We start from the raw sequence: 22,065 nt of genomic DNA on the forward strand, positions 1-22,065 counted from the left end.
ATTATTCTCTGATCACTTTAACCGTACCATCATTACCGAGTAGGATAATAGAAGATGGAGTGGTCTTTATTTTATCACGCTCCAAATTTACTATATAGTCCACACCTTTTAAAATCTCCTTCGAGATTTCTTTAAAACAAGTTGGTGTAGCCTCTCCTGCAATATTGGCAGAAGTAGAGACGATTGGTTTCTTAAACCTTTTAATAAGGTTCTGGCAAAAGGTATCCGTTGCTACCCTAATGGCCAGGGTATTGTCATTGGTAACTAAGTTTTTGGCTATTCCCTTTGGGGATTCATAGACGATGGTTGTAGGTTTGGAGGCCAGGTCCATAATGTCATAGGCAAGATCGGGAACTTTGGTTACGTGTTGTTCCAACATAAAGTCGTTTCCCACCAAGCAGATCATGGTTTTGGTATTGGTCCTTTTTTTTAAGGCGTATATTTTGGCAACTGCCGCCTCATTAGTGGCGTCGCAGCCTATACCCCAAACGGTATCGGTAGGATATAAAATTAGACCGCCGTTGGACAGGATATCCAAACATTGGTGTACTTCGGTGCGAATGTCATCCATAAATCAGTACTATTTGTTATTTCTCAATTGCCTTAATTCTTTATATCTAGCATATACCCCTAAAGCATTTAGGTAGCAAATTGTTATTCCTTTCTTCCCATCAAGGATGCCTAGTTTAAAAATATAATGGTTTATAAATTTATATAGGGGGCGGAATACAAAATGATAGATGTTGGGGTCGTAATTCTTTTCCAATTCCTCTATCGCCTTCATTTGCCCGTATTTAATCATTTTGCCTTTATAATCCTCATAATCTTTGTAAGAGTAATGGATCAGTTTGTTTTTAAGGACATCAGATTTACCATCGACCACTAATGTTTCGTGTACTATTCTATCCTGGGTAAAGTGTACCTTACTTTTCTTAAACAGTCTATAGTTCTTATCGCGTTGCCAGCCACTAAATCTCAGTACCTGATCCTTGAACATAAAAGTTCTATAAAAATAATAAGCGTCTGCGGTTGGTTGGTCTGAGTTGACCGTATGTAATATTTCATTCCTTAGGACATCGGTTAAGCGTTCGTCCGCATCCAAAAACAACACCCAATCATTTGATGCCTGCTCTAGGGCAAATGTCTTTTGATCCGTATAATTAACAAAGGGGCGAATGATTAATTTTACATTGGGGTGTTTCTTTATTTTTTCAATGGTCCCATCGGTGCTATTGGAATCCACTATAATTATTTCATCTGTAAATTTTAAATTTTCTAAAACTGCGTCGATATGTATATCCTCGTTATAGGTAATTAAAACAGCTGAAATTTTATTAATCTTTTTACCCTCGAAAATGTTTTTAAAGGGACGTCCAAATTTCATGTTTATTTTCAACTTTCTTATGAGCGATAACCTACGTTTCTCAGGGATACCTTTGGTTTGAATGTAATTTTGAACAGTGTCTACCATTCGCTGGGCCGATGCTCCATCTTGATAGGGGTGGAACTGCATATTGATATATCCTCTTTCGGGTGCAAATGGATCTTGCTGTAAATTTTCTAAAACTTTTTCGGTAAGTTTAGTGTAGGTGATAGAATTGTCCCATAACACCTTATCAGCAATATTTTTGTAGGAAATTACTGGCTTATCTAAGAGAATGAACTCATAGATTACCGATGAGGTGTCGCTTATAAGAATATCGGCCTGAATTAGAAATTTGATGATATTCTTATCCGTTTTGAATACTATATTGGGAATATCGTTTGCTAGCTTTGTGTATTCTTGGATCCATTTGGAGTCCATAAGGTCGTGAAATTTTATAAATAGTACATATCCTGTCTCTTCCGCCAATTTTTTTATTTCTTTAATTAAGAAAGGTGCTGAAGTTAGGCTAGGGGAAAAGGTTGGGGCATATAATATTATTTTGTCTGTTCCGTATTGTTCCAGTATCGCGTTTTTTTCAAAATTGTATTTGGTCTTCTCAGTATTGTATACATCTAATTTTGGCCATCCGGTTTCGATGACATCAAAGTTTCGGTGTATTTCTTTTAATTGATTAAACTTTTTGGTAAAATAGGGACCTTGCGTCAAGTACAGGTCAAAATAATGTCGGATTCTAAAATGTCCTTTCTTTTCTCCTGCCAATCCGTGAAATATTTGGACTTTCAGGCCTCTTAAATAGTAGGGTACCTCGTTGCCTGGGACAAAAATCACATCGCTCCTAAAGCATTGTAAGTCCATTATGCTAACCGTATAATTTTCATCTTTAAAGGGGAAATCGTCCAAAAGTTTATCGGAGATATACCAAAGATAAGTATGGTTCAGTTCCCGTAAAACATCGCGGATTGGCGCTAAAATCCCAAAGGCATATGCATTTTGACAAAATAGGATTAGCTTCATTTTTGGAATAGGTTATTGGCATTTTCCAAATCTTCCTTAAAATCTACCTCCATACAGTTGTATTGGGAAATATCAACCGCGGCGATTTTTAATCCGTCTTTTGCAATGGAAAGTTCAAGGCCCCTTTCAAAATAATCATTGTCGTCACATTCTTCAAGCCTGTCTATGAACTTATTTATATCTTTGGCTGCAATGAAATTAATGCCTACTGCTTCTCCAAGGCCATTTTTTACGGTCTTAGACAATTGGTGAATATAGTTGTCCCTTAAACTATATTTCACTTCTTCATCTGCTACTTTACTGGTGTTTACGGCTACAAATGATTGATTTTCGTCAATATATGGCTTTAAAACCGACAATAGTTTAACGTCGAAAACCACATCACCATTAAGCCATAGCACAGATTTGTCTCTGTTTTTTTTAAGGGCTTTTAAAAGGCTTTTTGAAGTGTTGGTCTGATCAAAGAATGGATTATAAACGAAGGTCAGCTCGGGAAAGCTTTCCATGATTAGATTTTTTTTAAATCCGACCACTACACATATATCATCTACATTATAGACTTGTGCTAGGTTGCTTACCTGCATTTCCATAATGCTTTTGCCGTTATTGAGGGTTGTAAGAGGTTTTGGAAAGGGATTTCCAAGTCTGGAACCAATACCTGCGGCAAGGATTATAATTTTCATTTCGGTTATTTTTAGTGGTCTATACTGGAAGTGTAGCCTGGGTTTAAGGTGTAACTGCAATAACTTCAAAAGAAGCCCTTGGTTAGCGCGCCAAAGTTAATTTTAATTCATTGATTTATGAAATTGTAGGCCATTTTAGCGAATATTAAATAGTTCCCTTTAGGCAAATTTTAAGGAGTTTATAATATTTACCTATATTTAGACCTATCTATAATTAAGGTATATGAAGGTTATTCTAGTTGTTGTCACTATTGGGCTCTTTGGTTTTTTGTTAGGAAAGTTTATAAAACATAAGTCCCTATATCCTTTTATGCCTTTTCGATATGATTTTAGAAAACGTAGGGATACCTTTAGAAAAACATTGGAATTTTTGGACAAGACCAAGGCTAGGTTAATTATTGAGACCGGAACCTCTAGGGAAGGATTGCACGGAGCTAAGAGTAATGGGGCCGCCACGATTGTTTTTGGAAAATGGGCAAAACAGAACAATGCATTTCTACATTCTGTAGACATCAGTGAAAAATCGGTTGCTAATTCCCAAAAGGAAGTTACAAATCAGGATTTAGGGAAGATAGTGCAAATTCATCTTTCAGACTCTGTGGAATTCTTGCGCAACTTTACAGAACCCGTAGATTTTTTGTATTTGGACAGTTATGACTATAGTGATGATAGGGAGGTGCAGATAAAAAGTCAGCATCATCATTTGCAGGAATTTATGGCAATTGAAGATAAGTTGCACGATAATTCCATAGTTCTAATAGACGATTGTGACCTACCCAATGGTGGAAAAGGTAAACTGGTGGTAGCATATATGCTTCAAAAGGATTGGAAAGTGGTGATGAACGAGTATCAAATATTATTGGTGCGTAAAAGTTTTAGCGTCTAGGAATTGCGTTAATCGATCAGTAAAAAGATTTGGCACAAAAAAGGAATATAAGTGCTCTGCCTCCTCTTTTCGTTGTTTTACGGATTTTCCCTCTAGGTGAGTCGGTAGAAAATCAGCTAAGTGTACCGCCTCGTTTTGCTTGTTATTAGGGAAGGTTTCCCAAGCAACTTTTGTAATCCATGGTGAGAATATGCTAAAGGCGGGGATGTTTAATGCTTTAGCCATATTTACCGCGCCGCCCTCATTTCCCAATAGGGCATCACAATGCGATAACAATCCCAAAAAAGAACGTAAAGATGGGGCAAATACATCCAATAGGATCATAGACCGTGTTTCTTTGGCGCAAAGGTTGTATACTTTTTTCACCTCCTTTAATTGGGAAGGGATGTAGTTAAACAATATGTTAACCTCCCCTTGCTGCGCAATACTATCCAAAATTTGAGCCATGTAGGAGAGGGGATATGTTTTATTAGCACTGCTTCCAAGTACGTTGATCATTAGGATCGGAATTGAAAAGTTGACCGAATTCTCCTCTAAAAAGTCTTTTGCTTCGTCTTTTTCTTGTTGAGTGAGATAAATTTTAGGTGGCTGTACCTCAAATTGTATTTCAGGGATAATCGGTTTTAATAGCGCTAGCCTATTTTCTATGGCCAGACCAACGGATGTATCTCCCTTTCTAACGTAATTATGGGTATGGGTATAGATGAATTTGGAATACCATTTTTCGTAAGAAACTCTAATTCCTGCGCCGGAAAACAATGTAATAAGCATGCTTTCCAATTTGCTGTAGACATCTATGACTACCTCATAACGTTCCTTGGAAATGGATCTTAAAAAATGATAAAATGCCAGTTTGTTTTTTTTGTATTCTGGCTTAAAGTATACAATTTCATCAATATAGGGGTTGTTGGCTACAACTGCATCGGTGTTGGTATTGATCAAATAATGTATCTGGCTGTTGGGGATATTCTTTTTAATTTGCTCGCACAGTATAGTGCTAGTAAGAACATCCCCGATCATTTTTTGCTGTACAACCAGTATTTTCATGCCGCTAAGTTAGCATTATACGGCAACATCGTATTCGCGTAATGCATCATTTAATGAAGTTTTCTTATCTGTACTCTCTTTTCTAGTACCGATAATCAATGCACATGGAACCTGAAAATCGCCTGCAGGGAATTTTTTGGTATAACTTCCCGGAATAACTACGGATCTGGCCGGAACCAATCCTTTGCGTTCCACAGGGGTATCCCCAGTAACATCTATAATCTTTGTAGAGGCGGTAAGTACTACATTGGCACCAAGTACAGCCTCTTTCTCTACGCGGACCCCTTCCACTACAATACATCTAGATCCTATAAAAGCATTGTCCTCAATAATTACTGGAGCGGCTTGTAATGGCTCCAAAACTCCTCCAATACCTACACCACCACTTAAGTGTACATTTTTTCCGATTTGTGCACAACTTCCTACAGTGGCCCAAGTATCAACCATGGTGCCTTCGTCTACATAAGCGCCAATATTAACATAGCTGGGCATTAATATAGTGCCTGCTGAAATATATGCTCCATGTCTGGCTATGGCACCAGGGACTACTCTGATTCCTTTTTCCGCATAGCCTCTTTTTAATGGAATTTTATCGTGATATTCAAAAATTCCAGCTTCCAAGGTTTCCATTTTTTGGATCGGAAAATATAGTACTACCCCCTTTTTTACCCATTCATTTATTTGCCAACCCTCATTGGTAGGTTCTGCACATCGCAATTTTCCGCTGTCCAATAAGTCTATTACTTTTCTAATGGCATCTTGGGTGGAGGTCTCTTTTAAAAGTTCTCGATTATCCCATGCATTTTCTATTATTTTTCTTAATTCTGTCATCGTCGTATATTCAAATTTAGGCAAATATAAGGGCTACTTTGTAATTAACCTTTTGTTTTTACACTTATAACAATTTATGGTTTATTTTTGCAAAAAAAATAAGTTTGGGAAGAATAGTAGCCTTGGATTTTGGAAAAGTGAGAACGGGAATTGCTGTAACGGACGAAATGCAGCTAATAGCTTCGGGCCTTACTACGATCAATACCAAGGAACTTTTGAATTTTCTAAGGACCTATGTGGAACAGGAAAATGTGGAGAAATTTGTAGTGGGGGAACCTAAGCAAATGAATAACCAACCTTCCGAATCAGAAGCCCTTATCATACCTTTCCTGCGGACTTTGGAAGGGGTTTTTCCTAAAATCCCGGTAGTTCGTCAAGATGAGCGGTTTACCTCAAAAATGGCCGTACAGTCTATGATTGATAGTGGAATGGGGAAACAAAAAAGAAAAAATAAGGCCTTGATAGATGAAATTAGTGCAACCATTATCCTTCAGGCTTATTTAAATAGAAAATAGTAGCATGATATTACCTATAATAGCATACGGAGATCCCGTATTAAGGAAAGTAGCAGAAGATATAGCGCAAGATTATCCAAATTTGGAGGGATTAATTTCCAATATGTGGGATACTATGTACAATGCCAATGGCGTTGGCTTGGCGGCCCCCCAAATTGGTCTTCCCATAAGATTGTTTATGGTAGATACAACTCCTTTTTCAGATGACGAAGAGTTGGAGGAAAAGGAACAGAAAGCGTTGAAAGACTTTAAAAGAGTGTTTATTAACGCCCATATTGTGGAGGAAACTGGAGAAGAATGGGCCTTTAACGAAGGGTGTTTAAGTATCCCTGACATTAGGGAGGATGTTTCTCGAAAAGATACGCTAACCATTTCTTATTTGGATGCCGATTTTAAGCCATGTACCGAAACCTATGATGGCCTATTGGCACGGGTGATTCAACACGAATACGACCATATCGAGGGGGTCTTGTTTACGGACAAATTATCGACCTTAAAAAAGCGACTGTTGAAAAGTAGGTTGGTCAATATTTCCAAAGGAAAAGTGAAAGTAGATTACCGCATGCGATTTCCACTAGAGAAAAAAGCACGTTAAAACTATTTCTTATATAAACAAAAAGTGTAATATTTGCGCTTGAAATTTAAAATATCAAATGAGTTTAAATAAAATATTATCTATTGCAGGAAAACCGGGACTTTATAAATTATTGACCCAAACTCGTTCTGGCTTTGTAGCAGAATCTTTATTGGACGGTAAGAAATTGAACGTTAGTTTTAAGAGCAACGTCAGTGTCCTGTCTGAAATAGCGATCTACACCTTGGAGGAAGAAGTGCCTTTAAAAGATGTTTTTGAAAAAATAAAGGAAAAGGAAAACGGGGGGAGAACTGCGGTTAGCCACAAGGACGACAAGATAAAATTGGAGGAATACCTTTTTGAAGTGTTGCCCAATTACGATGAAGACCGTGTGTATCCCAGCGACATTAAAAAAATTATCCAGTGGTATAATCTGCTGCACGAACACGGCATAACAGAATATGCCAATGAAGAGGAGGAGGAAGTTAACTCCGAGGAGAAGGAATAAATTTTATATTCTTATTAAGCACAAAAAAGCCTTCAACATCGAAGGCTTTTTTGTGCTTTGGATTATGGTATTTTTAGGGATCTACTATATTTGAACATCGCTGTTCCATAGAGGCTATCAATCCTTAAGCCTTGGTTTAATAGGAAGTGTTGCTTTTTTCCAATCTATTAATTTGGAAGGATAGTATTTTACATTCATTCTATCTAAAAACGGGGTCTGATTTCCTAATCTTATCTTGTAATCTTCCCAATTTCTGTTTTCTTCGGTACTCCAACTAAGTTCTGAATAACCGATCATTCTTGGGAAGGCCAAATATTCTAATTCTTCCATAGTGGAAATGGTTTCTGACCAAAGTGGCGCTTCTACACCCAATATATGTTCTTTGTTAATTCCGTTTATATAGCGTTCTGGTGTCCACACATAAGCTGTATCAACCGGGATATATGCAGCCCAATGCAGCCCATATTTGGAAAGAGTGTCGTATTGCATATCTAGATAGGCTTTCTTGCCAGGCGACAAGATTACTTTCATTCCTTTCTCAACCGCAATTTTGGCATTTTCCTCGTTGCTCCAGAATTGAGCTATTGCAGTAGTATCAATATCCGCATGAACAATTTCATCCCACCCTATCATGCGCTTGCCGTATTTTTTGACAATTTTATCTACTCTGGAAATAAAATAATTAAAGTCCTTTTTCTTGGTTACGTGGCTCTCGTCCCCTCCAGCGTGGAAGTAGGGACCAGGTGTCATTTCGGAAATCTCCCTAACGACATCGTCTATAAAGGCGTAGACTGTATCCTTTCTGGTATCAAAGGTGCTAAACCCTACATCGATCCCAGTATAGGGTTCTACCTTCTTACCGTTCCCATTAAGGAAAGGGTAGGCCAAGGATGCCGCATTGGTATGTCCGGGCATATCCACTTCCGGGATGATGGTAATATATTGTTTGGCGGCATAAGCTACCAGATCCTTGTAGTCTTCTTGAGTATAGAAACCACCAGGACCACCTCCCACTTCAGAACTTCCACCAATTTCAGTAAGCTTTGGCCAGGATTTTATTTCTATTCGCCATCCCTGATCATCTGTAAGGTGTAAATGCAGGGCATTAATTTTGTAATAGGCTAACAGATCAATGTATTTTTTAACATCTTCCACACTAAAGAAGTGTCGGGCTACGTCTAACATAGCCCCCCTGTATTCAAAATTGGGGTTGTCCGTTATTTTCCCAGAAGAGATTAACCACATTTTAGTTTCGGAAAGGGTGTCGTTACTGCTTTCGGGGATAAGCTGTCTAAGGGTCTGTACGCCTCTAAAGGCGCCCTCGGCAGTGGCTGCACTTAGAATTACGGAATCTTGGGTGATAGTTAGCTCGTACGCCTCCTTTTTAGAATTAGTACTGTCATTTAACTGATGGATGAAAATGACCCTCCCAGAAGAAGTATTTGTTGTATTGTTTACCGCAATATCCAATTGCGTCTGCCATTTTATTTTTTCCGACAGGTATTGTCCCACTTCATTAAATCCGGTTGCGTTGGATGAAGTGTGTATTACCGTATTTTGATCCAAGCCAAAAGCGCTGTTCGAAGCCATTATCTTTAACGGCTTGGGAATCATGTTTTCCATGGCTAAATTGGTTTCGGGAAAGTTGATGAGCTTCTTTTTTTCTTGTTCTTCACATGCCGTAATTGCCAGCACTGCTGTGAAAATCAGAATGGATTTAATAAGATTGCATTTTTTCATTGAAATAATTTTTCGATAGGGGTTATTATTTTAAACTATAAGTGTTCTTGGTATTCATAAATGGGGCTATCACAGAGAACCAAAGGTCATATCCTTTTTGATTCATATGCAGTTTGTCTGCAAGAAAAATATCCTGCTTTACGTTTTTCCCGTCTAGCATGGCGCTCCACACATCCGCATATTCCACGCCAGATTCCTTGCGGGCAAGTTTTTTGAACTTGCGGTTTAGCTTCTTATACGTTCTTTTATAGCCCCAGCGGGATATACTTGGTTTTGCAGCAATTAGGATGATCTGGACGTCATTGCCACTTTTTTTAATATTGGATATTATTTGTTTTGTCGTCCCTATAATTTCTCTTGGTTTTTTATGTGAAACGATGTCGTTATCTCCTTCATAGATAAAAACCATTTTAGGTTTGAATTTCAAAATCAGCTCCTGCTCATACTTTAGGAGGTCGGATGCCTGGGATCCCCCAAAACCTGTGTTTACAATTTGATGATCGGGAAACATTGCCTCCAAATTTTTCCACATACGAATACTGGAGCTGCCGGTGAAAACAATGGTTTCTTTTTTGACATCCCAAATAGTATCGTATTTCATTTGAAGTGCTAGGACTTCATTTTGAAAAGCCGAATTCTGCTGACCAATGACAATGGTAGAAAACAAAAAAAGCAGGTATAATAGTGGTTTCAAATTTATAAAAATTAAAGGTTAAATTATAATAATTGTTCTAATCTGCCAATATATTTCGACAGGGAACATAGTGAGTACGCCATTGGTATCACTATTCTTGATCAATTTTTTAAACTGATGAATAGAACTGAATAGCTGTGGCCAAATAAAATCTAGATTAATTTAGGTGATTTGAGACAAATTTTTATTTCCAATGCCCAATTTCTATTGAATTAAATTTAAAGTCTAGAATTGATCACCGAGGAAAAATTTAAGATTACTCCTGAATAATTGCCTGATATACCATCTGTCTCATTTTTTCACCATAATAATTATTGTACGGTTGTAATTGGCTCATTAAAATAACCACCAAATCTTCTTTAGGGTCGATAAAGAAATAAGTGCAATAGGCGCCACTCCAATAATACTGTCCAACAGACCCCAAACTTTTACTGTCCGCTAGATTGTTAGTTATTCCAAAGCCAAGTCCAAAACCTTGGCCCGGAGCCTGATAAAGGTCGCCTACTTGATTCATGGTCATGATTTCCACTGTTTTAGGACTTAGTAAATGTTTGCCATTATACTCCCCTTTATTGAGCAACATCTGGCAGAATTTCATATAGTCTTCGGCGGTTGAAAATAGGCCATGCGTACCACCATAAATAGTATTGCCTTCTATGGGCAACTGGTTGGGTGAATTTATAAGTTTCCCACCTTTATCAATATTGTGAACGGGCATCCATCTTTCACTTTTATCTTTGGATATATTGTATCCGGTATCTTCCATTTCCAAAGGTTCAAAAAGGCGTTTTTTCAGAAATTCGGCGGTGTTTAAACCGCTGAAATGTTCAATTAATAGTGAAAGTACATCTGGGGAGGCACTATAATACCATTGTTCTCCAGGTTGCCCTATTAAGGGTAATTGAAGCATGGTATTTACCCTGCTTTCAATGTTCTTATGCGGCTCTGAGTACAAAGCTTTTGCATAATCGTTATCCAAAGTTGTTCCTCCTAAACCATGTGAAAATCCAGCGGTATGTGTTAATAGGTGGGTAATGGTAATTTCCTTATTTGCCGGAATTGTTTCTCCTTTTGCGCCCTCATCTACATTCTTTGCTACTCTTATATTTTTAAATTGTGGCAAGTATTTGGAAACGGGATCGGTTAATGAAAAATACCCTTCTTCATACAACATCATAAAAGCAGCCGTTACTATGGGCTTGGTCATGGACATGATGTGGAAGAGTTGATCTTGTTTGATGGATGATCTATCCGCTATACTACTATAACCATAGGTGGCTTTATGAACTACCTGCCTTTTTCTAACAATATAGGATACGGCTCCCGGAATTTTTCCATTGTCTATTTCTTGCTGTAAGAAAGTGTCATATCTGTGTAATCGTTCCTTGTCAACACCGGCTATGGTAGTATTTGGAATAAGTTCTATGTTAGATTGCCCATAAACCAAAGTGCTGAAAATCAATAAAAAACTTAGGATAGAAAATAGGTGTTTGGTGGTTTTCATAGTTTTGGATATAAGGTGTTTTTAAAGATAAGGCTAAAAAAATAAAATTATAACTGCTTTAAAGTTATTATCTTAGTAATTACCACCAAACCAAAACCAATGAACCCACTTAATTTGTTCTCACCGAGATGCGTGCTTGTCACCTTATTTATATTCTTTTTATTTGGAAATGGGTATTCTCAAATAACCGAGCCAACAATTAATACAGATGGAAGACCTACAGCTACAGCAATTCCTATTGTAAGCCATCCCACTATGGATGGAGATGTGCTTAACGATGAAGTTTGGCAAAAGATTGCACCTTTAGGGGGACTGGTTCAGAGTCAACCTAATTTTGGTCAGCCTGCTAGTGAGCGTACGGAAATAAGAATTGCTTATACGGAACATATTTTTTATTTGTCTGTAATTTGTTATGATTCAGAGCCAGATAAGCTGGTAGTCTCTGATGCCAGACGGGATGCTTCCTTGGATAATACGGATGCCTTTATTTTTATAGTGGATACCTATAAGGACAATCAGAACGGATTTATTTTTGGCACCAATTCGTTGGGTGTGGAATATGATGCGCAGGTAGATAACGAGGGACAGGGAAACTTTAATGCCAATAGGCAACAAGGAGGCACTATAGGCGGATTTAATTTAAATTGGGATGGATCTTGGAAGGTTAAAACTACCGTTAGCGCTATTGGTTGGAGTGCTGAATTCGCCATTCCTTTACGAACTTTACGCTTTCAGCCAGGAAAGGATTGGGGCATTAATTTCAGACGTAATATTAGGAAATCTAACGAAATAGTCTATTGGTCACCCATGCCTATCGGATTTAATCTAAATAGGCTTTCCCTTGCCGGAAGCCTTATGGGATTGGACTTAAAAAGTCCTAATAATCTAAAGGTAATTCCCTATGTACTAGGAAAAATGGCGAAGGATTTTGAGATTATAGATTCAAAAACAAAGTTTACCGGCGAAATTGGTGGCGATATAAAATTCAGTATTACGCCTAGTCTTACTTTGGATCTTACCTATAATACTGATTTTGCCCAAGTTGAGGTAGATGAGCAACAGGTGAATTTAGACCGATTTAATCTGTTTTTCCCAGAAAAGCGACCCTTTTTTTTAGAAAATGCTGGCTTGTTCAGTGTTGGCAGCCCAGGGGAAGTGGATCTATTTTTTAGTAGGCGTATTGGCATTGGGGATGATGGTAATATTGTTCCCATCATAGGTGGGGCTAGATTGTCTGGTAAGATACGCCGTACCAATGTTGGTTTGCTGACTATGTTTACCGATGAGGTTGAAACTGCCGGTATCCACAAGAACAATTATACTGTGGCCCGAGTAAATCATGAATTTAAAGGGCGTTCTGCTTTGGGTGCTACATTTATTAATAGAGCAGGTATTGGCGTCGACGATGATTTTAACAGCACCTTAGCCGTAGATGGCAAGCTAGGGCTGGGGCGAAAAGCAAGAATGAGCGGATTTTATGCCCGTACTAATGGTCCTAACGATACTATAAATGAACATTCCTTTCAACTAAAGACAGATTATGTATGGAATAGTTGGGAAGTTAGTGGTGGATATACCGAAGTAGGGGAAGGTTTTAATCCGGAAGTTGGATTCCTGCAACGTGCGGCCTTTAGAAAGTCGGAAGCCCGGGTGCTATATCATTATAGACCTAAAAATGAAAACTCAATCATCATGGAATTGCGACCGCATATTTCTTATAATAGTTTTTGGAATTTTGACGGTTTCCAGGAAACTAGTTATTTGCACATAGACAATCATTGGGAGTTTAAGAGCGGAATGGAAGTACATACCGGGATGAATCTTACCACCGAAGGGGTATTGGAGCCATTCGAGATCTCGGATGGTGTAACGGTACTCCCCGACACCTATAAACACGTAGAATCCCAGCTTGTTTTCTTTACTAATAAAAGTAAACCGGTTTCAGTAAACCTTCGGTCGGTGATGGGAGGTTCTTTTGGGGGAAGTCGGTATCAACAAAGTGCTACATTAAGTGTACGACTAGGAGATAAATTTAATTCTGATTTCGCTTATCTCTACAACAACTATCAATTGCCTGTGGGGGATTTTACCGCAAATATTTTTAGAAGTCAAATGTCCTATTCCTTTAAGCCAAACCTATATGTTCAAAGTTTGGTGCAACACAATTCTGCCCGCGAATTATGGGCAATTAATTTACGGTTGGGATGGTTGCAACGTGCTAATACCGGACTATTTGTAGTCTATAATTATAATGTACGTGAAGGCGATCCTCTAAATAATAGTTTCATTCTTAAATATAGCCGTATGTTCGATTTGGTGAAGTAGGTCAGTAGTATTCTTGGTCACCCTAATATCGATTTAACAAAAATAACTTCTTGTTAAATAAAAGCTATCTAACTCCTTTTACATTCATTTCCAGGGTGTAAACGGAATTCATCGCTGTAATAAAGAGAGTTTTTTGCTCCTTTCCTCCAAAAGTGACATTAGCGGTCCATTTTTGTTCAATTGGAATATGTAAAATTTTCTCTCCTTCTTTGTTGAATACGATAACGCCATTCCCTGTGAGATAGACGTTCCCCTTGTTATCTAATGTCATACCGTCTGATCCCAAATTTGTAAATAAAGTCTTATTGCTTAAACTTCCATCTGTATTTACACTATAGGAATAGGTTTTTTTGTCACCGATATCGGCAACGTATAAGGTCTTACCATCTGGACTACCTATGATGCCGTTTGGTTGAACAAGGTCATCGGCAACCACTGATATGTTATTTTTGTCAGGAGAAAAGTAGTAGACTTGCTGACTTTCCAATTCCATTTCGGTTCTTGTCCAATAGGGTCTTTTGTAAAAGGGGTCTGTAAAGTAGATTCCCCCTTTAGTGTCTACCCAAAGATCATTGGGGCCATTTAGTTTTTTACCCTCGTATTCATCGATTAAAACGGTTACCTCTTTATCGGCGTCTATTCGCCATAACTGGTTTTTTTCATCGGCGCATGCCAGAAGATTACCATCGTTGTCAAAATATAGACCATTGGACCTCCCAGAGGGTTCCATGAAAACGGAAACCGTATTATTCAACGCCGACCATTTTAGAATGCGGTCGTTGGGTTGATCGGTAAAGAACACATCGCCATTGGGTGCCATGGCAGGCCCCTCCGTAAACGAATACTCGGCAGACAGCTGTTGTAGCTCGGCTCCTTCCGCTATTAAGGGAGCATCTTGTGCGCTACAGGAAAACCATAAGAACAGGGATGTCCCTAAAACAATTTTTAAGAATGGATTGAAGGTAGGTTTTATAGATGAAATCATGATTTATAGTGGTTATCTGTTTTACTGTTTTTTAGGCTCGGAATTAAATTGTCACCTTAACCGCAATTGGGTAAATTAACAATACTAAAGAAATTAATAAATTGGCCTATCTCTTCGTTAATATTAAAAAAGAGGGGTGTTTATGAAAGCTGTAGGCGTATCCTAACTTCATCTAGCGCATAAATGATTACAGTTAATTGTTAATAGACTAAAGTTAGCTAAAAACTCGGGATTATGGAAGTGTGAAATGGGCGGACTTTGTATTTTTGTACAAAAGTTACTTTTATGAATTCTAGGGAATCCCAGTTACAAGCATTTGATCGATTATTGACTATCATGGACGAATTACGCTCGCAATGTCCATGGGATAAAAAGCAGACCATGGAAAGCCTTAGGCATTTGACCATTGAGGAAACCTATGAATTGGGAGATGCTATACTTGATAATGATTTGGAGGAAATTAAAAAAGAGTTGGGTGATGTACTGTTGCATATTGTTTTCTATGCTAAAATAGGGAGTGAGACCAACCATTTTGATATTGCCGATGTCGCCAATGAAATTTGTGAAAAATTGATTAATAGGCATCCTCATATTTATGGAGATGTGGTAGTGCAAGACGAGGAAGAGGTTAAGCGGAATTGGGAAAATATTAAATTAAAAGAAGGAAAAAAGAGTGTATTGGAAGGGGTGCCAAAAGGACTTCCAGCACTGGTGAAAGCAAGTCGTATTCAAGATAAGGTGGCCGGGGTAGGTTTTGACTGGGAAAAACCAGAACAAGTATGGGAGAAGGTGGAAGAGGAGTTGAAGGAATTTAAGGTGGAGGTAGAGAATGACAATACCGATGCCATGGAAGCTGAATTTGGCGATGTTCTGTTTTCTATGGTCAATTACGCCCGTTTTTTGAACATAAGCCCTGAGAATGCGTTGGAACGCACAAATAAAAAGTTTATAAAGCGCTTTCAATATCTAGAAGGTAAGGCCAAGGAGCAAGGGAAGTCCTTAAAGGATATGACCCTAAGTGAAATGGATGTTTTTTGGGAAGAAGCCAAGACGATCTAAGAAAGGAACCATACTTTAAAGAATTTTCTGTTATCTCGTTTGTAGCACTACCTCCATGCCGATTTGGAGTTGGAACCGAGGGGGGCTATAAAATTTGATCTGTGTAGCGTATTGCGCTTAATAAGTACTTGAAATCTGCAGGAGAAACTTTATCTTTGTCCCCTTTTAATAATTATATCTTGTTACGAAAATATACAAAGGAGTTCCGTTATAACTTAACTCTATCCTTCCCTGTTATTTTGGGAATGTTGGGGCATACTTTTGTTCAGTTTGCCGACAATATTATGGTGGGGCAATTGGGGACGGCAGAACTTGCCGCAGTTTCTTTAGGCAATAGCTTTATTTTTATAGCCATGTCTTTGGGTATAGGATTTTCTACTGCGATTACCCCTTTAGTGGCCGAAGCCGATGGGGCCGGAAATACAGCGGATGGGAAGAGTGCCTTAAAACATGGGCTCGTCCTATGTACCATACTTGGTTTCAGTTTGTTTGGGCTCATTTTATTGGCCAAACCACTAATGTATATGATGAAGCAGCCTATAGAGGTAGTGGAATTGGCAATGCCTTATCTTAATCTGGTGGCTTTTTCCCTAGTACCTCTCATTATATTCCAGGCATTAAAACAATTTTCCGAGGGATTGTCACAAACTACCTACCCCATGTATGCCACCGTAATTGCCAATGTGGTGAATATTGTACTTAATTACTTGCTTATATTTGGTTCTTTAGGATTCCCGAAGTGGGGGATTGTGGGGGCCGCTATAGGTACCTTGATCTCGCGAGTGGTCATGGTACTATTTTTATGGGAACTTATTAAGCGTAAAAAGAAATTTCAAGAGTATGTAACGGGTATCAATTTTAGGAAAATTGAGAAAACGGTGATGAAAAAGATAATAGATCTTGGCTTTCCCTCGGCCCTACAAATGTTTTTTGAAGTAGCTATTTTTACCGCAGCAGTATGGATCAGTGGCGTTTTGGGTAAAAATGCACAAGCGGCCAACCAAATTGCGCTTAACTTAAGCAGTATGACCTTTATGGTAGGAATGGGGCTCGGAGTTGCTGCTATGGTAAGGATTGGGAACCAAAAAGGACTGGGGTCGTTTAGGGAGTTAAGGCGTATCGCCCTCTCCTTATTTCTGCTTACCTTTTTATTGGAGGTCGTTTTTGCCATATCATTTATACTACTAAAAGATTGGTTACCCACCATATATTTGGACGTTGGGGATATGGCTAATTTACAGGATAATACAGAGGTAATTGTCCTAGCCGCCCAATTGCTGTTTGTTGCGGCATTTTTCCAGATTTCGGATGGGGTACAAGTGGTTGTATTAGGGGCATTACGGGGACTGCAGGATGTAAAGATACCAACAATGATTACCTTTGTGGCCTATTGGCTTATTGGTTTTCCAATTAGTTTTTATCTGGGAATTTATACCTCTTTGGGCAGCACGGGGATATGGGTCGGATTGTTGGCCGGACTCACGGCATCGGCTATAATGTTGTATATTCGATTTAATTATTTAACAAAAAAATTGATACGAACAAAGGAGGCTTTGTCCTAAAAAAGTGTATCATAAAAATATAATATTGTATTTCACGACCGGTAGGTAAGAGAAATACTTTTAATAAAATAAAAGGCTATTTATGGAATTTCCTAAATTTTTATTGGGCGATAATACTGATTATCCCACCGCTATTTTTGTAGTGCACACCGAATATCCACGATTTATTATCAATCTGGAAAATGATGAGGTAGAATGGTTGGAAGACTTTAGTCCGGCAGATGAAAAGGATCTGGAAGAAGAGGCAGAAAGCTTAATTGAAGCTGCAACGGCTTTTTACGATAGGGAAATTTCTAGGTACGAAGATTAGGGAAAAATGATGGAAGAATTGGTGCATTATGACGAGGAATTATTTCTTTTCCTTAATCATTTAGGGAATTCCCATTGGGATGGGTTTTGGCTCTTTATAACCAATAAATGGAGCGCTATTCCACTCTATGTATTTCTTGCCTACCTCACTTATAGGACATTTGGTGTGAAACAATTGGTAGTGGTAATGGTTAGCATTGCGATTATGATCTTGGCTACCGATCAACTGGCTAATTTTTTTAAATATGGGGTGCAACGCCTACGTCCATGCCATGATCTAGAGATTGGTGGTTTGGTGCGTTTGGTTAAGGATTCTTGTGGTGGGAAATATGGCTATTTTTCTGCCCATGCCGGTAATTCCTTTGCGGTAGCCGTATTCTTTTCCTTTCTATTCGGAACAAAATATAAATTTCTAAGCGTATTTTTAATAGTGTGGGCCGCTGTGGTTGCCTATAGCAGAATCTATATAGGGGTGCATTTCCCTTTGGATATTCTCACAGGGGCCATGGTTGGAATTTTCATGTCCAGCTTGTTCTTTAACCTGTTTTTAAGGGTCAGGGCCAGATTCAATCTATAATCCAAAAATCTGGATTATTGAAGGTACAAGGTGGGTTATTTAGTTTGTGTAACTAGGGTTCCATTCCTAATTAAAGTCGCACCAGAATTTTCCTGAAAAATGCTGCTATACCTTGTTACCAGTTTTCTCTTTCCTAAATATCCACTGGTTTAAGGGGTTAAGAAAGATCATTAAAAACAGTAAACCGAAGGCAAATTCGTATACTTCCCAAGTTCTATTGGCAGGGTTTAGGGCTACAAAAACCGTAGTTATCAAAAAAGCGATAGTATGATGCCATTTTACTATCGGAACAGCAAAACTATCCGCTAAATTTTTAAACCAGGTCTGTTTGCGATAGAGTATGGGGGATACAATTAGGTAGAGGAACATAACAGCGAAGAGCAATTGACTAAAAATCAGCTTATTGATCTTCTTTTCACCCACTACTAAATTATGTAAGTTGGTTTCACCTTGTGCATTGTTCTCTAGGAAAAAATCACTAGAAGCTACTTCAAAGATACGCTGTCCCCAAGAAATTTCCTCACCAGCCCCAAAAAGGAAGAGAATTGTAAAAATAAAAGTGCCAATTTTCCAAAGTGATTTTTTATACTTCCAAAGTGAAAATAGGTGGTATAGGGAAAGTGCAGATATTCCAAATAACATTACTGCGGTTCCCCATTCCACGGGACCGTCTTCCTGGGCAAACTTATTGTTGAAATAAACTTCATCGGTAAGGCCTAGGTAAAGTCCTGATAATATGGCCAAGAGTAAGATTACATAAGCTACTTTTTCAAATTTTGTCAAAAGGTTCATCATTGTTTTTTAACTATATATAAATTGTTTACCATTCTGTTTTTATGGCTCTTGTTACCTGGAACTGCATTCCTATTTAAGTCGAAGGTCGATATTACCGTGTAAGTATGTTCGCGACCAAAGATACGCTTAAATTCAACTTCTTCCACCTGCGCAACTAGTACAGCAAAGCTTTCATGTTTAGGGATATTTATGGTGTTTTCTCCTTTTAGGTCGGGAAGGCTGCTACCGTAGTCCCAGATCATTTCTGGAGCAATTTCCCCAAAACTATAAGTTGTTGTTCCCTGTTCTAACATAAAGGCCCTTAAATTCGCTATAGAATTATATTCGGTATTCTTTTCCATTGCACCGGCCAAAGGCATGGCAAATAGTTTAATAGCGGCAATCAAAGAAATAGACAACAGAAAACAAAGGAATAGTTGTTGTCTTTTAAGGTAAATGCCAACTAATATTCCAATGGATGTAAGGGCTATGGAGGAGGCGATATAGTATCCCCAAAGGTGCTCAAGGTTACCCTCCAAAATAAAATAGGCAACTATGGGAAAAGCAATACCAATAAGTCCCACTATCCCAAAATGTAGGTAAACTGGAAATTTTTCCAAAGTACTTAATTTGGTTTTAAAATTCTCGAAAAGATAGCTTAGGTATATCCCTATATTAAGGGCAAGCGGAATTAAAACAGGAACTAGGTAACGCGACTTCTTTTCGGGAATGATAGAAAGTAAGATGACAGAGATAATGGTCCAGAAAAAAGTTAGCTTATAAACTTGCTTGTATTTCACCCGATTTTTTAAGTAGGGATAAAGCAAACTAACAAAGGCAGGAATTGTCCACAATCCACTTTGCACAAAAAAGCTCCAATAATAATAAAAGGGTCTAACGTTATAACTAGACCAGTTGGCGGTTTCTTTTTTGGTGATGGCCAAAAAGGCCTCGGGATCTGCAAGCCGTACATATAAAAACCACCACATTCCTATCACAATAGCAATTACGGACAAAGAAAGTGTTGGAAGTAGCTTTTTGTCTTGGGAAAAACCCTTGTATCTATAGACAATTCCATAAGCTAAAAGGAACGGCAATAGAAGGCCATAGAAAGAAATGGGCCCTTTACTCATTAGGGAAAGACCTATAAAAATTCCCACTAAGACACTATTCCTCCATTGGTTATTTGTATTATTTAAAAAGAGGTAAAGAAAATAGATCCCTATCAACATAAAACCGTGGGTGTATATGTCCCAAGGTGCTTCTATGGTTATTCCAATTATATAGAAGGAGGATAGGAGTACCAAAGCACTAATAAGAGCATCCAGTTTATTGTTCAATAATTTAACCGATAGTTTATAGGCTGTATATCCCAAGACTATGGCCATTAACATAGTAGGGAAGCGAAGTGCGGCAACATTATCTACACCTAAAAGCCATCCAAAAATAGCAGTGATCCAACTGGGTAAGGGCGGTTTCTCGTACCGGGGAAGTTCATTCATAGTGGTCAAAAGCCAATTGCCATCAATAACCATTTCCCTTGCTGTGATAAAATTCCTTGCCTCCATGATACTCACGGGGATAACTTCTAAATGAAAAAGAAAAATCGCCGAGCCCGTTAAGAGTAGGACCATGACGGGATTATTTTTCATCCAATCCATTGGTTTCATTTTTTAGGATAAATAAATTTCTTAAATAGACAATCAACCCCAAGCTATGTCCAGCAAAGAGAACGGGATCTCTTCTAAATATCGCATAAGTTAGGATCAGCGAAGCTCCAATTAAGCTAAGTAGCCAAAATCCAAAAGGAAGGCTAGAGGCTTTCTTTTTTTCCGAGTACACCCATTGGTACACAAACCTAAAGGTGAAAATTAGTTGGGCAACACTTCCCAAGAGTAACAACCAAAGGGGAATATTTTCGTTGTTAAAGAAACTGTCTATATCGTATGTATTGTTATTGTAACCATAAACAATGATGATAACGGGAAATATATAAAGGAAAATCCGAAGGAACTTGGGCAATTTTTGCCACTCGCCTTGCATTTGAATATTTCTGATATAGACAAAATAGGTAATGGCCTGACCAAGCATTATGGCGAAATCTTCACGAAGCCATCCGTACACAAACAATAAAAAAGAGGCTAGAAGGCTAAGTTGCCAAAAAAGCCTAGGCGTAACTACTTTTTTATTTTTTTCAGAGATGATCCACTGCACCAACATTCTGCTGGAAAAAAGAATCTGGGCTAAAAAGCCAATTGCATACACTGTCCAGTCTGCCATTTAACCAATTCTCTCTATCTGGTAGTTAATATATTTTTTCTTCATCCATAAATAAGCAAAACAATCCATAAGTGGACCTAATAGTCGATTCCACAATCCAAATTTTGCTGTTCCAGCCATCCGTGGAAAATGACGAATGGGGATTTGAATGATAGTGCCTTTTTGTAGAAGAATCATGGCAGGTAAAAATCTATGTAAGCCTTTAAACATCGGGATTCTTTTGGCGTAGTCGGTTTTAATTACCTTTAAGGGGCATCCGGTGTCATCCATGCCATCATCTGTAAAAGCACGTCTAATGCCATTGGCAATAAGGGACGATGCATTCTTTATTGGGGAATCCTTTCTGTTTTCCCGAAATCCGGTAACTAGGTCGTAGGGACCTATATGTTGTAAAAGTAGGTTGAAATCTTCAGGAGAGGTTTGTAGATCAGAATCTATATACCCTAACAAAGGGGTATCCACGTGGTCAAAACCTGCTTTAATAGCCGCACTTAATCCTCTGTTTTGGGCAAATTTTATAAAATGAAAGTCGACATTACGTTGGCATATGGCTTCGATAATTTCCTGACTTTTGTCCTTGGATCCATCGTTCACAAAAAGTACTTTGGCCTTTTTTGTGCAGATAGCCAAATAATGGCCAAGCTCTTTTTCTACACGTTCCAAATTGTCCTCTTCGTTGTAAACGGGTACGATTATAGTGAATTCATAAGTCATTTTTTACTGGGATAGGTTTATCAAGGTCCAAAATGTTAAGGGTCAAAGATAATAACTTTGGAAACCTATAGGGTATTAATCGCATTCCTAATTTAAT

22 protein-coding genes are annotated in these 22,065 nt (G+C 38.3%); 9 read left to right on the plus strand and 13 right to left on the minus strand.

Going from position 1 to position 22,065, the window contains the following annotated elements:
• Position 1: 1 nt before the first annotated feature.
• Genes KCTC52924_RS12005 through KCTC52924_RS12015 form a run of 3 tightly spaced genes read right to left on the minus strand, consistent with a single transcriptional unit; the run spans position 2 to position 3,084 of the window.
• Positions 2-571 (minus strand): L-threonylcarbamoyladenylate synthase, encoded by a 570-nt coding sequence (locus tag KCTC52924_RS12005; protein WP_251808368.1) that lies wholly within the window; start codon positions 569-571, stop codon positions 2-4.
• Between the two features lie 9 nt (positions 572-580).
• A complete protein-coding gene (locus KCTC52924_RS12010) occupies positions 581-2,401 on the minus strand; it encodes a CDP-glycerol glycerophosphotransferase family protein (protein ID WP_353057507.1) in 1,821 nt (606 codons plus the stop codon).
• Complete coding sequence (locus KCTC52924_RS12015; RefSeq protein ID WP_251808369.1) at positions 2,398-3,084, minus strand: NTP transferase domain-containing protein; 687 nt, start codon at positions 3,082-3,084, stop codon at positions 2,398-2,400. Before KCTC52924_RS12015 ends, KCTC52924_RS12010 begins: the two co-directional genes overlap by 4 nt.
• 223 nt (positions 3,085-3,307) lie before the next feature.
• Between KCTC52924_RS12015 and KCTC52924_RS12020 the strand changes: the two genes are divergently transcribed.
• Positions 3,308-3,970: a class I SAM-dependent methyltransferase gene (locus KCTC52924_RS12020; protein WP_251808370.1), complete on the plus strand. Its 663-nt coding sequence runs from the start codon at positions 3,308-3,310 to the stop codon at positions 3,968-3,970.
• Here KCTC52924_RS12020 and KCTC52924_RS12025 read toward each other — a convergent pair.
• Both KCTC52924_RS12025 and KCTC52924_RS12030 read right to left on the minus strand, forming a co-directional pair.
• Entirely contained in the window at positions 3,941-5,017 is a 1,077-nt protein-coding gene (locus tag KCTC52924_RS12025; protein WP_251808371.1) for a glycosyltransferase family 9 protein, read from the minus strand. The two genes, KCTC52924_RS12020 and KCTC52924_RS12025, sit on opposite strands and share 30 nt — an antisense overlap.
• A 15-nt stretch (positions 5,018-5,032) precedes the next feature.
• Positions 5,033-5,848, minus strand: coding sequence for a 2,3,4,5-tetrahydropyridine-2,6-dicarboxylate N-succinyltransferase (locus KCTC52924_RS12030; protein ID WP_251808372.1), 816 nt, complete (start codon positions 5,846-5,848; stop codon positions 5,033-5,035).
• 104 nt (positions 5,849-5,952) lie between these two features.
• Here KCTC52924_RS12030 and ruvX point away from each other — a divergent pair, with 104 nt between their 5' ends.
• From ruvX to KCTC52924_RS12045, 3 genes are read left to right on the plus strand one after another with little or no spacing between them, the layout of a single operon-like run.
• Entirely contained in the window at positions 5,953-6,363 is a 411-nt protein-coding gene (gene ruvX, locus KCTC52924_RS12035; protein ID WP_251808373.1) for a Holliday junction resolvase RuvX, read from the plus strand.
• 4 nt (positions 6,364-6,367) lie between these two features.
• On the plus strand, positions 6,368-6,958 hold the full coding sequence (gene def / locus KCTC52924_RS12040; RefSeq protein ID WP_251808374.1) for a peptide deformylase: 591 nt from the start codon (positions 6,368-6,370) through the stop codon (positions 6,956-6,958).
• Positions 6,959-7,016: 58 nt separating this feature from the next.
• Entirely contained in the window at positions 7,017-7,445 is a 429-nt protein-coding gene (locus KCTC52924_RS12045; protein ID WP_251808375.1) for a DUF5606 domain-containing protein, read from the plus strand.
• A 117-nt stretch (positions 7,446-7,562) separates the two neighbouring features.
• On the opposite strand, the gene KCTC52924_RS12050 is transcribed toward KCTC52924_RS12045, so the two are convergent.
• From KCTC52924_RS12050 to KCTC52924_RS12060, 3 genes are all read right to left on the minus strand, one after another.
• A complete protein-coding gene (locus tag KCTC52924_RS12050) occupies positions 7,563-9,185 on the minus strand; it encodes a family 20 glycosylhydrolase (RefSeq protein WP_251808376.1) in 1,623 nt (540 codons plus the stop codon).
• Between the two features lie 25 nt (positions 9,186-9,210).
• On the minus strand, positions 9,211-9,879 hold the full coding sequence (locus tag KCTC52924_RS12055) for a GDSL-type esterase/lipase family protein (protein ID WP_251808377.1): 669 nt from the start codon (positions 9,877-9,879) through the stop codon (positions 9,211-9,213).
• Between the two features lie 256 nt (positions 9,880-10,135).
• A complete protein-coding gene (locus tag KCTC52924_RS12060; protein WP_251808378.1) occupies positions 10,136-11,383 on the minus strand; it encodes a serine hydrolase in 1,248 nt (415 codons plus the stop codon).
• A 99-nt stretch (positions 11,384-11,482) separates the two neighbouring features.
• On the opposite strand from KCTC52924_RS12060, the gene KCTC52924_RS12065 reads away from it, so the two are divergent.
• A complete protein-coding gene (locus KCTC52924_RS12065) occupies positions 11,483-13,708 on the plus strand; it encodes a DUF5916 domain-containing protein (RefSeq protein ID WP_251808379.1) in 2,226 nt (741 codons plus the stop codon).
• Between the two features lie 64 nt (positions 13,709-13,772).
• Here the strand turns inward: KCTC52924_RS12065 and KCTC52924_RS12070 are convergent, their stop codons facing one another.
• Positions 13,773-14,693, minus strand: a complete 921-nt coding sequence (locus KCTC52924_RS12070; protein WP_251808380.1) for an SMP-30/gluconolactonase/LRE family protein — start codon at positions 14,691-14,693, stop codon at positions 13,773-13,775.
• Between the two features lie 285 nt (positions 14,694-14,978).
• Between KCTC52924_RS12070 and mazG the strand changes: the two genes are divergently transcribed.
• The 4 genes from mazG to KCTC52924_RS12090 all read left to right on the plus strand — a co-directional run bounded on the left by mazG (position 14,979) and on the right by KCTC52924_RS12090 (position 18,200).
• Complete coding sequence (gene mazG, locus KCTC52924_RS12075; protein ID WP_251808381.1) at positions 14,979-15,752, plus strand: nucleoside triphosphate pyrophosphohydrolase; 774 nt, start codon at positions 14,979-14,981, stop codon at positions 15,750-15,752.
• 179 nt (positions 15,753-15,931) lie between these two features.
• Positions 15,932-17,314: an MATE family efflux transporter gene (locus KCTC52924_RS12080; protein WP_251808382.1), complete on the plus strand. Its 1,383-nt coding sequence runs from the start codon at positions 15,932-15,934 to the stop codon at positions 17,312-17,314.
• Positions 17,315-17,396: 82 nt separating this feature from the next.
• A complete protein-coding gene (locus KCTC52924_RS12085; RefSeq protein WP_251808383.1) occupies positions 17,397-17,624 on the plus strand; it encodes a hypothetical protein in 228 nt (75 codons plus the stop codon).
• Between the two features lie 6 nt (positions 17,625-17,630).
• The gene (locus KCTC52924_RS12090) at positions 17,631-18,200 is read left to right on the plus strand and encodes a phosphatase PAP2 family protein (RefSeq protein WP_251808384.1); all 570 of its coding nucleotides are present in this window, start codon (positions 17,631-17,633) and stop codon (positions 18,198-18,200) included.
• Positions 18,201-18,305: 105 nt separating this feature from the next.
• On the opposite strand, the gene KCTC52924_RS12095 is transcribed toward KCTC52924_RS12090, so the two are convergent.
• From KCTC52924_RS12095 to KCTC52924_RS12110, 4 genes are read right to left on the minus strand one after another with little or no spacing between them, the layout of a single operon-like run.
• A complete protein-coding gene (locus tag KCTC52924_RS12095) occupies positions 18,306-18,995 on the minus strand; it encodes a hypothetical protein (RefSeq protein ID WP_251808385.1) in 690 nt (229 codons plus the stop codon).
• On the minus strand, positions 18,992-20,644 hold the full coding sequence (locus KCTC52924_RS12100; protein WP_251808386.1) for a glycosyltransferase family 39 protein: 1,653 nt from the start codon (positions 20,642-20,644) through the stop codon (positions 18,992-18,994). Before KCTC52924_RS12100 ends, KCTC52924_RS12095 begins: the two co-directional genes overlap by 4 nt.
• Positions 20,616-21,254: a lipid-A-disaccharide synthase N-terminal domain-containing protein gene (locus tag KCTC52924_RS12105; RefSeq protein WP_251808387.1), complete on the minus strand. Its 639-nt coding sequence runs from the start codon at positions 21,252-21,254 to the stop codon at positions 20,616-20,618. The genes KCTC52924_RS12100 and KCTC52924_RS12105 overlap by 29 nt, the downstream gene beginning before the upstream one ends.
• Positions 21,255-21,968, minus strand: a complete 714-nt coding sequence (locus tag KCTC52924_RS12110) for a glycosyltransferase family 2 protein (protein WP_251808388.1) — start codon at positions 21,966-21,968, stop codon at positions 21,255-21,257.
• Positions 21,969-22,065: the final 97 nt, after the last annotated feature.

It is taken from the genome of Arenibacter antarcticus (assembly GCF_041320605.1).
Lineage (GTDB): Bacteria > Bacteroidota > Bacteroidia > Flavobacteriales > Flavobacteriaceae > Arenibacter > Arenibacter antarcticus.

Excerpts from the sequence above, each read along its gene's own strand:
- KCTC52924_RS12005 (WP_251808368.1), bottom strand. The coding sequence starts at position 571 with ATGGATGACATTCGCACCGAAGTACACCAATGTTTGGATATCCTGTCC.
- KCTC52924_RS12010 (WP_353057507.1), bottom strand. The coding sequence starts at position 2,401 with ATGAAGCTAATCCTATTTTGTCAAAATGCATATGCCTTTGGGATTTTA.
- KCTC52924_RS12015 (WP_251808369.1), bottom strand. The coding sequence starts at position 3,084 with ATGAAAATTATAATCCTTGCCGCAGGTATTGGTTCCAGACTTGGAAAT.
- KCTC52924_RS12020 (WP_251808370.1), top strand. The coding sequence starts at position 3,308 with ATGAAGGTTATTCTAGTTGTTGTCACTATTGGGCTCTTTGGTTTTTTG.
- KCTC52924_RS12025 (WP_251808371.1), bottom strand. The coding sequence starts at position 5,017 with ATGAAAATACTGGTTGTACAGCAAAAAATGATCGGGGATGTTCTTACT.
- KCTC52924_RS12030 (WP_251808372.1), bottom strand. The coding sequence starts at position 5,848 with ATGACAGAATTAAGAAAAATAATAGAAAATGCATGGGATAATCGAGAA.
- def (WP_251808374.1), top strand. The coding sequence starts at position 6,368 with ATGATATTACCTATAATAGCATACGGAGATCCCGTATTAAGGAAAGTA.
- KCTC52924_RS12045 (WP_251808375.1), top strand. The coding sequence starts at position 7,017 with ATGAGTTTAAATAAAATATTATCTATTGCAGGAAAACCGGGACTTTAT.
- KCTC52924_RS12050 (WP_251808376.1), bottom strand. The coding sequence starts at position 9,185 with ATGAAAAAATGCAATCTTATTAAATCCATTCTGATTTTCACAGCAGTG.
- KCTC52924_RS12060 (WP_251808378.1), bottom strand. The coding sequence starts at position 11,383 with ATGAAAACCACCAAACACCTATTTTCTATCCTAAGTTTTTTATTGATT.
- KCTC52924_RS12065 (WP_251808379.1), top strand. The coding sequence starts at position 11,483 with ATGAACCCACTTAATTTGTTCTCACCGAGATGCGTGCTTGTCACCTTA.
- KCTC52924_RS12070 (WP_251808380.1), bottom strand. The coding sequence starts at position 14,693 with ATGATTTCATCTATAAAACCTACCTTCAATCCATTCTTAAAAATTGTT.
- mazG (WP_251808381.1), top strand. The coding sequence starts at position 14,979 with ATGAATTCTAGGGAATCCCAGTTACAAGCATTTGATCGATTATTGACT.
- KCTC52924_RS12085 (WP_251808383.1), top strand. The coding sequence starts at position 17,397 with ATGGAATTTCCTAAATTTTTATTGGGCGATAATACTGATTATCCCACC.
- KCTC52924_RS12090 (WP_251808384.1), top strand. The coding sequence starts at position 17,631 with ATGATGGAAGAATTGGTGCATTATGACGAGGAATTATTTCTTTTCCTT.
- KCTC52924_RS12095 (WP_251808385.1), bottom strand. The coding sequence starts at position 18,995 with ATGATGAACCTTTTGACAAAATTTGAAAAAGTAGCTTATGTAATCTTA.
- KCTC52924_RS12100 (WP_251808386.1), bottom strand. The coding sequence starts at position 20,644 with ATGAAACCAATGGATTGGATGAAAAATAATCCCGTCATGGTCCTACTC.
- KCTC52924_RS12105 (WP_251808387.1), bottom strand. The coding sequence starts at position 21,254 with ATGGCAGACTGGACAGTGTATGCAATTGGCTTTTTAGCCCAGATTCTT.
- KCTC52924_RS12110 (WP_251808388.1), bottom strand. The coding sequence starts at position 21,968 with ATGACTTATGAATTCACTATAATCGTACCCGTTTACAACGAAGAGGAC.